The sequence below is a fragment of the Candidatus Amarolinea dominans genome (assembly GCF_016704685.1).
Lineage (GTDB): Bacteria > Chloroflexota > Anaerolineae > SSC4 > Amarolineaceae > Amarolinea > Amarolinea dominans.
Map to the genome: position 1 here is coordinate 1 of NZ_JADIZS010000084.1, position 13,341 is coordinate 13,341.

The 13,341-nt window shown below is 65.9% G+C and carries 10 protein-coding genes and 1 pseudogene; 1 reads left to right on the forward strand and 10 read right to left on the reverse strand.

Annotated features, from left to right (window positions below):
- A pseudogene (locus IPF85_RS28100) lies at positions 1-448 on the reverse strand (hypothetical protein); the annotation flags it as partial.
- Here IPF85_RS28100 and IPF85_RS28105 point away from each other — a divergent pair.
- A complete protein-coding gene (locus tag IPF85_RS28105; protein ID WP_343411359.1) occupies positions 437-1,903 on the forward strand; it encodes a WYL domain-containing protein in 1,467 nt (488 codons plus the stop codon). The pseudogene IPF85_RS28100 and the gene IPF85_RS28105 overlap by 12 nt on opposite strands.
- Positions 1,904-2,059: 156 nt before the next feature.
- Here the strand turns inward: IPF85_RS28105 and cas2 are convergent, their stop codons facing one another.
- The 9 genes from cas2 to IPF85_RS28150 form a co-directional block, all read right to left on the reverse strand.
- Positions 2,060-2,356, reverse strand: a complete 297-nt coding sequence (gene cas2, locus IPF85_RS28110) for a CRISPR-associated endonuclease Cas2 (protein ID WP_343411360.1) — start codon at positions 2,354-2,356, stop codon at positions 2,060-2,062.
- 219 nt (positions 2,357-2,575) lie between these two features.
- A complete protein-coding gene (locus IPF85_RS28115; RefSeq protein ID WP_343411361.1) occupies positions 2,576-2,752 on the reverse strand; it encodes a hypothetical protein in 177 nt (58 codons plus the stop codon).
- Positions 2,728-3,585, reverse strand: coding sequence for a CRISPR-associated endonuclease Cas1 (gene cas1 / locus IPF85_RS28120; RefSeq protein ID WP_343411362.1), 858 nt, complete (start codon positions 3,583-3,585; stop codon positions 2,728-2,730). Before cas1 ends, IPF85_RS28115 begins: the two co-directional genes overlap by 25 nt.
- A gap of 14 nt (positions 3,586-3,599) precedes the next feature.
- Positions 3,600-4,898, reverse strand: coding sequence for a reverse transcriptase domain-containing protein (locus IPF85_RS28125; RefSeq protein WP_343411363.1), 1,299 nt, complete (start codon positions 4,896-4,898; stop codon positions 3,600-3,602).
- A 2-nt stretch (positions 4,899-4,900) separates the two neighbouring features.
- The gene (locus IPF85_RS28130; RefSeq protein WP_343411364.1) at positions 4,901-7,255 is read right to left on the reverse strand and encodes a zinc ribbon domain-containing protein; all 2,355 of its coding nucleotides are present in this window, start codon (positions 7,253-7,255) and stop codon (positions 4,901-4,903) included.
- A gap of 542 nt (positions 7,256-7,797) precedes the next feature.
- Positions 7,798-9,093, reverse strand: coding sequence for a hypothetical protein (locus tag IPF85_RS28135; protein WP_343411365.1), 1,296 nt, complete (start codon positions 9,091-9,093; stop codon positions 7,798-7,800).
- Between the two features lie 121 nt (positions 9,094-9,214).
- Entirely contained in the window at positions 9,215-11,287 is a 2,073-nt protein-coding gene (locus IPF85_RS28140; RefSeq protein ID WP_343411366.1) for a HEAT repeat domain-containing protein, read from the reverse strand.
- Positions 11,288-11,890: 603 nt separating this feature from the next.
- Complete coding sequence (gene cas6, locus IPF85_RS28145) at positions 11,891-12,712, reverse strand: CRISPR system precrRNA processing endoribonuclease RAMP protein Cas6 (protein ID WP_343411367.1); 822 nt, start codon at positions 12,710-12,712, stop codon at positions 11,891-11,893.
- Positions 12,713-12,881: 169 nt separating this feature from the next.
- A partial coding sequence (locus IPF85_RS28150; RefSeq protein WP_343411368.1) for a hypothetical protein occupies positions 12,882-13,341 on the reverse strand: 460 nt, incomplete at its 5' end.

The following is a 13,341-nucleotide window of genomic DNA, read 5'->3' on the forward strand; positions in this document are numbered from 1 at the left end:
GTACCTCGGCCTCATCTTCCCCGCTCCCCCTGACCGCGCCGGCGGCCAGCCCCGGTTCACCCTCGCCGACGAACACCGCGTCTTCCTCCGCCAACACCTCCTCCAGAATCTTCCCCTTCACCCCCAGCCGCCAACTGGCCTCGCCTACGAACCGCCCCTCTTCGACGCCCTCTACGACCTCACCGTCCTCCTCGCCCTCCTCCACCAACACGACATCGCCCCCGTTCATCAACGCTGGCTGCCCGCCCCCTTCCTCCAGCGCTTCAACCAGCAAACCCGGCGCCCCGCCCCATTCCCCGGCCTGCGCTCCGAACTCCAGGCCCCCCGGCTCCACTTCCTCCATTACCTGGCCCACACCCTCGGCCTCCTCGCCCCCGTCGGCGACTTCATCAAACCCAGCCCCACCCTCCCCCTCTGGCTCCAGGCCGCCCCCACCGTGCGCATCCAACAGCTCTGGAACGCCTGGCTCCAACCAGACCCCTGGCGCACCTTCCGCCTCCCCGGCGCCGCCACCCCAGACCCCATCGCCCTCGTCCAACACCTGCAGCACCTGCTCGGTCTCGCACCGGCCGCTGAATGGCGCACCATTCCCCAACTACTCAAGGAACTCAAACGCTTCCTGCACCCCCAGCCCGTCTGGTGGCAAACCCCCACCGCTGACGATAGCCTGCCCCATCTCCTGACCGACCTGTTCCTCGGCCCCCTCACCTGGCTCGGCTGCGTCAACCTGCAAACCGAAAACCGCTTGCAGGTTCAACTGACTCCGGCCGCGCGTGCGTTTCTCCAAGCCGCGCCCTTATCGCCCCTGCCCGCGCCGCAACCCTTCACGCTCAGCCTGGACCCGGAGCGCATCACCCTGCGCCTGCCCGACCACGATGCTGCCCTGGCCACCGCCCAGGTTGACCTGGCGCGCCTCCACGCCCTCATCAGCCAGTTCGGCAGCCTCAGCTTCGGCCCGGATGATCTGGCCCTGGCCCTGGCCAGCGACACCACCCTCGACGCCGTTCTGCAACTCCTCAGCGACGCGGCTGGCCGCCCAATCGCGGCCGACGAGTATGCCACCTTGCGCCGCTGGGCTGCCACCCCGGCCCCCATCACCATCCACCGTCTCACCGTGCTCGAAACGACCGACCCCGCGCACCTGACTGCGCTCACCACCCGCCGCACCCTGCGCCCCTTGCTTGGGCGCACCCTCAACCGGCGCCTGATCGTCATCCCCGATCGTCACCTGCCGCGCCTGATCGGCCGCCTGCGCCTCCTGGGCATCCCCCACCGCCTGACCATTCCCAACGCCGCCGGGGGCACGCGCCCCGGCAAGCCCAAGATCGCCAACAGCGGCTACCTCTACCTCGCCGGCCTCGTCTTCCAGCAGCTCAACCGCTTCACCGATTTGCCCGTGCGCCTCCCCGCCGCCATCCTCGATCAAATCGCCGCCGGCCTCCCCCCCGAAACCGCCTCCGACCTGCACGCCCTGGCCGAAGAACTGCTCACGCGCCTGCAAACCGCCTTCGACGGCTACTCCGGCCCACCCCTCGACAACCCCCATCCCGTCAACCTGGCCGACAACCAGGCTCGCCTGACCGCCGCCATCGCCGGCGAGCACAGCGTCGAACTCACCTACTGGACAGCCGGACGCGGCGAGCTGACTCATCGCCGCGTGGACCCCTACCGCCTGGAAACCCGCGGCGCCGTCACCTACCTCATCGCCTACTGCCACCTGCGTCGCGCCGAACGCGTCTTCCGCCTCGACCGCATCCTCGCCGTCGCCGAAAGCGAACCGCCCACCCCCGCGCTGCCGCCGCCCGCCGTCGCCGACAGCCAGTCATCAGCCACGATCAGTCAACCGCCGCCCCAAATCGCAGCAACCACAGCAAACGACGACGACCTCATTGTACCCTTTTGACCAATGCTGAATGCTGACCTGAAAATGCTTCGACGCCAAGACGCCAAGAGAAGACAGTTCTTTGCGCTCTTGGCGTCTTCGCGCTTCGCGTCTTCGCTCCCCTTCGTACCTTCGCGCTCCAAACACTCTGTACTCTGCACTCTGCGTTCAGCGTTGTCACAAAATCCTCGCCACCACCCGCGCATCGCCCATCTCCGTCTCCGCGCCCATCGCCAGTGCCTTCGGCAGGCATGACTCGCACAAAAAGTAGAAACGAACACTATCCTCCGTCTTGTCAACCAGCCGCCCCAACTTCTTCAGCAGCCGATCCAGATCCTTCGCCTTCAGATCGCACTCGAACACACTATACTGCACCCGCCGCCCAAAATCCAACAGCGTCTGCATCACCTTCGTCCGCCGCCGATCATCCGGAATGTCATAACACACCAACACAAACTGCGTCGTCTTCGCCATGATAAACCCCCGGACAGAAGTGCAAAATACAAAATACAAAGTACAAAGTACAAAGCGCTCTACCCTCTACATTCTGCCCTCTGCCCTCTGCATTTTGCACTTTGCACTTTGCACTTTGCACTCTGCGCTCTGCACTCTGCGCTCTGCACTTTGCACTCTGCGCTCTGCACTTTGCACTCTGCGCTCTGCACTTTGTACTCTGCACTTTGCACTTTGCACTTACGCTTCGTACCCCTGATAACTCCCCGCCTCCCCCAGCACCACATTCGCCAGGTGGCGCGCCTGCTCCTCGATGATGCGGCGCAGCGCGGTGGTCTCCTTCTTGCGTGGATAGGGAACCGGCGTCGCCATCTGCTTCTCATGCGCCTCGATCAGGCGCCGGCGGCCGTCCTCCACCAGGTACACCCCGGCTTGGCGCCCGGCTCGCGGCGAAAATCCTGCGCCGTGAACTGATTCCGCAGGAACAGCGGCGCCACAATCGCATCCACCACCACCGGCCGGAACTCCTCCATCAGATCGAGCGCCAGCGACGGGCGGTTATAATCAATCGTATGGAAAAAGCCCAGGTACGGATCGAACCCCACCAGGTTGACCATGCCCAGCACCGCGCTCTGCAGCAGCGCATAGCCGAAACTCAGCGCCGCGTTCACCGCATCGGGCGGCGGGCGATACTGCCGGCCGTTGAACCCCCAGCCCGGCGGCAACAGATCCTTCAAACCGCCGAAGTAAGCCGCCGCGCCGCTCCCCTCATAGCCGCGCAGGCTGTCCAGGTCACGCGCCGCGCCCACCTGCCCCTCGATCCCCTGCATCGTCTGCGTGGCCCTGAGCACGGTCGCCTGCACCTGGCTACCGGCCGTCGCGGCCAGGCGTCCCAGCGTCCGCCGCTGATTCGCCAGCTTGGCCTGAATCGCCTGCTTCGCAATCGGCAGCGCGGTCTGCGCATTGCCCAGCACCTGGTACTGCCGATGGCGCAACTGCGCAAAACCGAGCGCCGGCGGCGTCAAGCGCCCGCGATACTTGCCATACGACGAGAAAAAGGCCACATCCACCTCCTGCAGCAGCAGCTGCGTAATCAACGCGGCCGACAGTTGCACATTGCCCATCACCACCAACTGCTCCACATGGATCAGCGGCATGTCCAGAATCACATCCGACTTCTTCTCCACAATCAGGCGCTCGCCCTTCTTGTGCGCCATCGCGCCCTGATCGGTCAAATAGATAACCGGCATCGCTCCTCCTAAACTCAAAATCCCAGGTAATGATGCTTATTGCCGATGAAGAACACGCCCAAAAATTGGAACCCCTCGTCGAAGCTCACCAACCGCGTCTTCTTAGGATTCAACTCCAGGCGCAGCTCGCGCAGCCCATCTTCCACCTGCGCCAGCGCCGCCTCGGCATCCTGACGCCGCGGGCACAGCACCACCAGGTCATCGGCATAACGCACCAGGTTCAGCTTCGCCTGCGTCAGCTTCACATCCAGCGGGTGCAGATAGATATTCGCCAGCAGCGGCGAGATCGGCCCGCCCTGCGACGTGCCGGCCGTGGGACGCTGCCCCGCCAGCGCGTTCATGATGCGCACCTGAATCCACCCCTCCAGCAGCCACAGCAGGCCGGGATCATCCAACTCACTGCGCAAGCGCTGCTGCAGCAGGCCCGGGTCAATGTGCTCGAAGCACTTCTTGATATCCGCATCCACCACCCAGCGCAGCCCCTGATCGCGCAGCGTCAGAATACGCGCCGTGGCGTCTTGCACCCCGCGGCCGGGGCGAAAGCCAAAACTGCAATCGAGAAAGCGCTTCTCGAAGGTCGGTTCCAGGTACTCCACCAGCGCCCGCTGCGCCACACGGTCGCGAATCGTCCATTTCGCCAGCGGACGCTGCCCCTCCCCGCTGCGCTTCGGCACCCACACCGTCCGGATCGGCGTGGCGCGGTAGACGCCGCCGAGCACATCGCGGCGCAGTGCGGCCAGTTCCGCCTCGGCATGGGCCGTGAAATCATCCAGCGAAACCCCGTCCACGCCAGGGCCGCCGCCATTGGCCTTGATGTGCAGCCAGGCCCGACCCAGGCTCTCCGGCGTAAAGGCCGCCTCCAGCCCCGGCGTCTTGACCGCCGCGGGCGCAACCGCTCTTTCCCGGCCCGACCTGCCAGCCCCCGCTGTGACCACGCCCGCCGGTTTTTGCGCCCGCGCCCCAGCCTGCCGCCCTTCCGCCTGCCGCCGTCGCGCGGTCACCAGGTCATCGAACACCGCGCCGGCGCTGCGCCCGCCCCGCCGCGGATGCGTAGGATGCGCCGCCGGCCTGGCCGCGCCCCCCAGCGGGCGTCGCGGCTGTGGTTGCCGCGGCCTGGCCGGCGGCGACGTTGGGCCGCCTGGTGGTCGTGAATCGGCCGGCGCCGCGCGCGCTGAAGTCGGTGCGGCTGGCGCCTGTGTCAGTGGCTCACTAGGCGCCGGCGCGGCCGGGTCAGCCTCCTCGCGCGCCTGCCGACGAGCATCGCGTGCGGCCAGGCGTCTGAAAACTCGTCTCATCCCACGTGTCGCATCCATGGTTACAGATCCTCCCCGCAGTGCATGCAAAACCTGCGCCCGGTCGGCGTCTGCTGCTGACAGCGCGGGCAGGTCACCCGACCTTCAGCGCCGGCCGCATCATCCGCCGCGTCCTCATGATCAGCGCCATCCGCGGCTTCATCACCATTATCATCATCATCCGCCAGCGCCTCATCGTCAGCCTGCACGCGCGCGGCCGCCGGCCGCCGGCGTCCGCGCCGCGCGGTCGCCGGCGGGATGGGCGCGGGCGGCAGGATCACCGGCGGCGCGGCCGGCTCCACGCGCCCGGCATTGGCCTGCGCCGTGCCCAGCGTCGTGTCCATGCCCTTGTCGTACATCCCCTGCATGCGCTCCGCGTAGCGTTCCTGCAGTGCGGCTTGCTCGGCGCCCATCGCCTTCATCTCGACCAACAGGCGTTCGTACACCGGCTGCGCCTGGCCTGCCTGCGTGCTGACGGCCGCCTGCGCCTTGAACTTCTCAGCCAGCGCGCGCGCCAGGTCAGGCGAGAGCGCGGCCATCACCATTTCCAACTGCGCTGGCGACAGATCGCGCGCCTGCGCCAGCAAGGCCACATCCTTCAACAGCCGCGCCTGCTCCGGCGTCGTCGCCAGCGTCATCAGACCGGCCACCCCCTGCTCGGCCAGCGTGCGCGTGCGCGTCAGCTCGAACTCCTGGCGCTGGCGTTCCTGCTCCAGCTCATGCCGCTTGCGTTCCATCTCCAGGCGATGGCGCTCCGCTTCCTCACGCAGCCGCCGCTCCATCTCCGCCGCGGCGCGGCCCATCTCCTGTTGAATTTCGGCCGCCTTGCGCTCCAACTCCATGCGCATCCGCTCGGCATCCTCCTTGCGCCGCACCGCGTGCATGCGCTCCAGGCTCAGCGCGCCCAGTTCCATGTCCAGGCGGTCCTCCTCGCGCTCGATGCGATCAATCTCCGCCTGAGTCTTGGCCTTGGCCTTGGCCACCTCCAGTTCGTTCAAGGCATCCTGCAACGTGCGCTGGCGCTGCGCCATGTCCGCCGCGGCCTGCTGTGCGCGCTGCGCCGCGGTCTCCTGCGTGCGGCGTTCCAGTTCAGCCTGCCAGCGCCGCGTCTCCAGCGCCATCATCCCCTCCAGGCGCCGGCTTTCGATCTCCTGATTGCGCGCCAGTTCCTCTTGCTCGACATCCTTACGCAGCGCCAATTCACCCAGGCGCACCTCGCGCTGGCGTTCCAGTTCCACCCGCGCCAGCAGATGCGCGCGCACCGCCTGGCGGTCCGCACCCTGCTCGGCCAGCAACTGCTTCAGCGTGCCAACCTCGTGCTGGCGCAGCGCGTGCGTGCGATCCACCTCAGCCACCACCGCGGCCAGCGCCTCGGCGTTGTGAATCTCATCCATGCGGTCCGAAAGCAGCACCTCGCGCAACTGCGCCCACACCCGCACGCGCTCACGGTGCAGGGCCACCTTGCGCACCTCCTCGGCCACATCCTGCACCTCATGCGCCGAAAGCACATCGGCCAGGCGCTGGCGGCCGTGCAGCTTCGCCTCGGCCTCGCTGACCAGCAGCCAGTATTCCCCCTGCAGTTGGCGCACCCCTTCCAACCGCTCACTGTGATAATCGGCCGTGCGCAGACTCACGAACGACAGTCCCCAGCGCGCCAGCGGCAGCGCCAACCGCGTGCCGATCTCACTCTCCAGGCGGTTGCGCGGATCATGCGCGCCGGTCAGATCGGCCGCGGCGCACGTCGCCAGCACCGCGCGGCCGGCCTCCGCCACCTCGCCCGTCAACAGATCACGCAGGCTGGCCGTCCCCATCTGCACCTGTCCCTTGAGAACATTGATCAGAAAAGCCTGGGCATCGGTCAACCGCAGCAGCACCGTCGCGGTCAACGCCACCGGAATCGGATCGCGAGTGTACAGACCGTTCAACTCGAAGGTCAGCGACACATCGCCCGCGTCCACCAAAATGGCCGTGAAACGGTTGGGCGCGCCCGGCCAATGCAGCGTGCCCAGGAACGTGTGCAGGGTATAGCGCCCGGCGCTCAGTTCCCCGCGCGCAGCCACGCCATCCTCCAGAATCAACGCACGCACCCCTGGCTCCACCACCAGCGACTTGCTGAAAAAGCCGGGCACGTCCTGCACATCCACCCGCGTCGCAAAATCATCCGCACCGCGTGCCCAGCGGTGTTCCTGGATCGGCGGTCGCCGGCCGGCCACCGGCGTACGGCAAAACGGGCAAAAATTCGCATCGGCCGGAATCGCCTTCTGGCACGACGCACACATCAACGACGCCGTCGCCAGGCTGGCGCGGCAATAGGGACAAAACTTCGCGTCGGCCGGAATGTTTCGCCGGCATGACGGACACACAATCGTAGTAGCCATAGTCAGATCCTTTCTTTCTCACATCAACAATTCGAGAGCGACCGAGGTCGCACCTCACGGGCGTTCCGCCGGGCGTCCACCTGGGACATCGGGGCCGGTCGGCGATTGAAATCGCACCTCACGGGCGTTCCGCCGGGCGTCCACCTGCGTGGACGCAATCCGGGTCGGCGCAGGCCGACCTTGCGGCGGCACGCCCCTTCGCCCCGAATTCATTCGGCGGGCGGCCCCCCGCGGCGGCACGCCCCTTCGCCCCGAATTCATTCGACGGCATTCATTCCCCCCACCCCGGGTCGGCGCCGGTCGGCGATTGAAATCGCACCTCACGGGCGTTCCGCCGGGCGTCCACCTGCGTGGACGCAATCCGGGTCGGCGCAGGCCGACCTCGCGGCGGCACGCCCCTTCGCCCCGAATTCATTCGGGGGCCCACGGCGCGGCCGCGCGGCCCCCTTCCGAGGCGGGCGCCCTTCGCCCGAATTCATTCGGCGGGCGACCCCCCGCGCGGCACGCCCCTTCGCCCCGAATTCATTCGGCGGGCGTCGAATTCATTCGGCCGGCGCCTCTGCGACGGCCCACTTCCCCTCGAGCACCTCCTCTCCCTGCATATGCTCTTCCTTCACCACGGCCGCCGGCCTCGGCCTCGGCTGCGACGCAACCGGCGCCTCCAACAGCCGACGACTACCCGCTCCGGGGTCTGGCCGCCCCTTGTCCAGCATTTCCACCAGGCGTTCCAGTTCATCCTGTTCGAGAATATCGCCCTTCTTCTTGAGATACTCCTGAATCAACTGCAGCCGCGCCTCGGCGTAGCGCAGTTCGATCTGCTTATCCTGATCCATCTGCTGCACCTGCACATCGGCCATGCGTCGAATCTTCTCCATCTCCTGGGTATGCACCATCTGCAGGTAGCTGCGGCGAAATTCCGCATCCTGCACCAGCAGCGAGGCCGGATTGTGGGGGTCCATGTGCTCCATCTGCATCGCCAGCAAGTGCAGCTCGTGCTCTTTGCGTCGCGTTTCTGCCTCCATGCGCCGGCTTTCGCGTGCCTTCTCCGCCTCAGCCTCCATCGCTTCACGCTCGATCTGGCTCTGCAGCTTCTTGCGGCCGGCATCCAGCGTGGCCTGCGCAATCTCGACGGCAATCTCCTCCTTGCGAATATCCTGACTCTTCTGCCGCTCCAGTTGCTCCAGATTATCCTGCAGGTCGCGCTGCTTTTGTCCCTCCAGATCGCGCTTGATCTGGATCGCCACAATCTCCTCCAACGATTTGCGCACGGTTTCCGGTAGCTCGAAATCAACGGACACCTTCTCCACCCCCAGCCCCAGGTGATGGCGGTCGCCCAGGGCTGTCGCCATCGCTTCGCCCTTGGCCAGGTTGGTATCAATGTCCTGGTAGCGCAGCAGCGTGCTGAAGAGCTTCTGCAGCTCGGCGCAAATCTCCTCACACAGACGCTTGAGCGGGTCCTGGTTGATGTTGCGCACGATCTTTTCAGGGTCCAGGATGTGAAAATAGAGCTTGATCGTCGCGTTCAACTCCGAAACGCGGTCGCCCAGGCGAAAATTGGCTTTGGCCTCGAACGGTCGCGCCTCCTCCAGGTTGACCAGGTAGCCGATGATGCGCTCGTCGTCGTTGCGCAGTTGCATCTGCAGCCGGCCACGGTCCACCAGTGTCAGCTTGTCGCTGGCGCGCAGGACCCGCTGCAGCACCGGCTGTTGGCCGATGCGCTTGCAGATAAACAGCATCATCCCGCTCAAATCCATCTGGCTGCGCACAAACTCGCGCAGTTCGCCCACCGCCAGCGCCTGCACGGCCTGGCTTTCCAACAGATAGTTTTCAGTTACCATCGTCATCTGCTCCTTTGCCTTCGTACAAATTCGTGCCATTCGTGGCGAAAGAATACTTGGTCTCTGTGCAAGAAATCGCCAGTCTTATTCGCGGACTTCGCGGACTTCGCGTCTTAGCGGTTCAGTCCTTGCTCACCTCACGCGCCAACAATGCAACCGCCAGCGCGGCCGCGCCAGGGTGACGGCGGCGATCGGCGCGCCAGCGCCTCAGGCCAGCCTCGAAAAAACGCGGCGCGTCGTGGATTGACCCCTGCGCCAGGCGTCGCCAGACCTGCGCGATCAACTGCTGGACGGCCGCACGCGCCGGTGTACTGCCGGCCGCATCCTCCGCCCACATCTGCAGGATGTCGAGCACCACGCGGTATTGCCGTTGATCCTGCTGCCAGATGTCGCACCAGCCCAAAAACGCCTGCGTCACGCTGTCCACCAACAGACTCGTTTCCTCGCCCGCCAGCGCCAGGCGCACCATCTCATGATACGGGCCGCCCGTGGCACGCTGGCGTTCGGCTTGCGCCAGGTCATTGTAAACGTCCATCACCTGCGCCCAGACCAGCGCCGCGGTCAGGCGCAGCGTGTGGCTGGGCAGTTGCGGCTCATGCATCCACGCGGTCAGTACACGCAACACCGGCCGCACATGCCCCTGCAGGCTGAGCACCACCAGCGTAAAGCTGAAGGCTGGCAGCACCTGGCCCACCGCCTGGCGGTCGTTGACCAGGTGAAAGGCCAGGCCCAGGCGCTTCATCTCCGCCAGCGCCAGGTCAATGCGCTGCTGGCCGATAATTTTGAGCGCAGCCGCCACAGTCCATTGCCGCTTCCAACGATCGCCGCCCGCGGGCCGCGTCTCCACCCAGGTGTGCAGCAATTGCAGCGCCTCAGCGCTCGCGCCCCCTTCCGCCAGCACGGCATCCAGGGTATAGCCCACCGTCGCGCGCACGAACGCGGCATCGCTGTCACGCCAGCGTTCGAGCAGCGGCTGCAGCAGGCGGCCAAAGTCCAGCGTGCCGATCGCACCAAGCGCACGCGCCGCCGCGATGCGCACCTCCAGATTGCCCTCCTTGACCAGCGTCTCCAGCAGCGGCGCCAGGCCCAGCAACAGGGCGTGATGGTTTTCCTGCAAAAAGCCCAGCATGGCGCTCTGCAGCTCGGCGTCCTCGAAACGCACGCGGCGCACCTGCGCCACGCCCGTTTCCAGGCGCTCCTCCACCGTCACCACCTCGCCATGCACGGCCAGCAGCAGGTCCGCGTCGTTGTCGGCAAACAGGCTGGGCAGAGGCGCCGGCGCGGCGCCGGCGGTTGCGGCCGGCTGTTCGGCCGCCGGCGGCGGTCGGCGGTTTTCCTGCAGCGCCCGGCCATGCGCGCTGAGCAGCTCGTACAGCCGCCAGAAATCGGTCAAGCGGGCGTCGTGAAACAGGCAGAGGGTGACGGCCAGCCAGCGCAGGCGATCATCGGTCAGCCCTTTGAACAGGCTGCGCGCCTCAGCGCGCACATCGAGCGCGGTCGCGGCCAGGCGCTCGGCCAGGCGCCAGTTCGCCTCCACATCGTCCGGCCGGCACTGCTCGGCCAGGCTGCGCGCATAGAACTGGGCGAATTTGGCAATGCGCCGCGGCAGGCGCAAGCGCTGCGCCAGCCATTCCACCCGCTCGCGCAGGCCCGCGGTCAACTGCTGCCAGGTCTCATCGCCGGCCGCCCAGGTGACATGGCGCTCCAGCACCTGGCCCGGCGGCGGCGCGCCGATTTCCACCAGGGCGCCGGCCTCCTGCAGCGCACGGCGCACACTCGCATTGGCGATCAGGGGCGAGGTCTGGCTGCACACCAGGATCAGCGTGCTTTTTACCTGGGTCAGCGTGGCGCGAATGCGCGTCACCGACGGCTGCTGGCGCTCCTCGCTCAGTTCACGCACCACCGCGTTGGCCGGCTCGCCCTGGTCATAGACCACCAGGATCGTATTGGCCGCCTGTTCGCCGTTCAACAGGCTGCGTGTGGAAACGACCAGGCGTTGGGGCAGCGCGTAGATGCGCGGCGCGGGGCCATGCCGGGCCTGTTGATCGCGCAACTGCAGGGCCAGCGCCAGCGCGGCGGTGTAACAGCCGCTGCCCGGCGCGGCTGTCAGCACCAGCAGGCGCCGGCTCAGCCGCGCGGGCTGCGTCCAGGCCGGGCGGCGCCGCGAACACCCGCAGCACCATCTCCTGCTCATCCGCGCCCACCTCGAACTCGCTCAGAGCAAGCCTGGTTTCGGCCGCCAGTGCGCCGCCGCTCAGCGCCAGGCGTTCAGTCTCATCGGCTGCGCCCGCCTCCTGCCCGCTGACGCGCATCAGATCGGCCAGCTTTTTGCGGCGCAATGCTGATCGTGATGTTGTTCACGGTCTGCGATTCGTCATGCACGCGCACCACGCCCGCGTCGCCGCCCACGTGAACGCCGCCCCCTGACGGCGGACGGCGGCGCGTTCAGCGCGGTCTGGCATTTGGCGCAAAAGAGGGCATCATCCGGATTTTCATACTGACAGGCAGAGCAAGAGCGCATCAGGAACTCCTTTCAGAGACAAAGGATGAAAGAAAAAACCAGGTTCTTTGATCCCCTGGTTTCCCCCGTCTGACGATTTGGTTGTGCGTTGGCACGGGGGAATGATTAGCGCGGGGGTGTGGCTGCTCAGGCTGCCAGGGAGTCGGACAGGATTTACAGGATTGACAGGAGATTTGGCTCTCTGTGCCGATTATTATGCCCACCACAGGGCAAAAATCCTGTTCATCCTGTCAATCCTGTCCAAGCTGGCGCGCGCAGTGAGCAGGAATGCGGTGGTTACGATTCAGGCCAGCGGCGCCGCGCCTGACCCATGCCGATGGTGGTTTGCGTGCCCACGCCGCTGAAGAGGGCAAAATCGGCCAGCACATTGAGCGCCACCAGCCAGTAGCGATCCCTGCGCACGGCCGTGTACTGGGCCATGCCTTCCGCGCCGATGTAAAGACCGCTGTTCTTGGTCTGCACCGGCCGTGTGTGCAGATCGAAGCGGCTGAGCGCGACGTTTTCTTCCACGAACTGGCGCGTGTCGGACGCCAGCGGAATCGGGCTGAACGCGTTCCAGCGGTCCGCCAGGCTGCCAAAGACCAGGTAGGGCAGCGGCGCCGGCATGGTCAGCCCCTTGGACGAAAAGGCCGTCGGGCTGCCGAACTCCAACTGCACCTGGGCCGACGCCTCGTCCGCCCTATGCACATAGGTGCTGAGCAGTTCCTGGTAAGTGGCTTGCCCGGTCCAGCTGTGCTGGCGTTCGTCGCACACCACCCCCGTCACCTGGAAGACCTCGCCGTCCAGTTCCCAGGTTGCGGGCGGCTGCTCCAGCAGACCGCGGGCCAGCGCCTGGCTGATACGCGCCTCCAGCCCGGTGATGCGCACCTGCACCTCTTCGCCGGCGCGGATCAGCGACTGTCCTCCGCGCGGCAGATGATTCAGCAGTGACGAACAGGTCAACGGCTTCGGCCCCTCGCCCGCGTGCGCCACATCACCCAGCCCTGGCTCCACCTCCTCCAGCCGGCGCAGCGTCGCCGCATAATTCGCCCGCCCCAGGTGCGGCGGCAGGGCGAGGTTGCGATCCGCGGTCAGTTTGAGTACAATGGCAATGAGCATGATTGACAATCCTTCTTGATAAGCCAGAAAGGGCCTTACGACCAGCTTTGCAGTTTTTCAGAGTCCAGGAGGCGTTGGTTGAAACGGAGCTGGATTGGCGAAAACAGGAACCCATCACGCGCCTGGCGCCTTGCAAAGCGCCAGGCGTGTTGGCCTCAGTGCCATCTTACTAGATCAGGTAGGGCGTGATATCCACCAGGACAGGCTCCATTTTTCCCTTGTCGATCGGTTCACCCTTCCAGTCGCGGTCACTGGCCATGTATTGCATCGTACGACCAGGAACGAGACAAGCCAAAGCTGCGCCGACGCTCATCAACTTAAGCCCGCCAGTGATGTCGCATATGATGTTTTCTGGCCGATAGGGGCTACGGGTGAAAATCTCATCCACTTTCTGCCAAAGCTGAAAATAGGACCGCGACGGTACCGGCGCCACCAGGTTGAAGTTTACTTTCAGTCCCGGGTGCAGCAGTTCAAACCAGCGTTGCAAAACAGGGGCCAGCCAGGCTGAGCCATGCTGCAATGTGCCATCCGTGCGGCTCATCCGAGTGCCCAACAGCCAACACTCACGCAGAGCGCCGGCCTGGGCATGCCATTCCAGGGCGCGCAGGGCGGGTGTCAAATTCGTGTTG

Excerpts from the sequence above, each read along its gene's own strand:
- cas2 (WP_343411360.1), bottom strand. The coding sequence starts at position 2,356 with ATGGCGAAGACGACGCAGTTTGTGTTGGTGTGTTATGACATTCCGGAT.
- cas1 (WP_343411362.1), bottom strand. The coding sequence starts at position 3,585 with ATGCCGGTTATCTATTTGACCGATCAGGGCGCGATGGCGCACAAGAAG.
- IPF85_RS28125 (WP_343411363.1), bottom strand. The coding sequence starts at position 4,898 with ATGGATGCGACACGTGGGATGAGACGAGTTTTCAGACGCCTGGCCGCA.
- IPF85_RS28130 (WP_343411364.1), bottom strand. The coding sequence starts at position 7,255 with ATGGCTACTACGATTGTGTGTCCGTCATGCCGGCGAAACATTCCGGCC.
- IPF85_RS28135 (WP_343411365.1), bottom strand. The coding sequence starts at position 9,093 with ATGGTAACTGAAAACTATCTGTTGGAAAGCCAGGCCGTGCAGGCGCTG.
- IPF85_RS28140 (WP_343411366.1), bottom strand. The coding sequence starts at position 11,287 with ATGAGCAGGAGATGGTGCTGCGGGTGTTCGCGGCGCCGCCCGGCCTGG.
- cas6 (WP_343411367.1), bottom strand. The coding sequence starts at position 12,712 with ATGCTCATTGCCATTGTACTCAAACTGACCGCGGATCGCAACCTCGCC.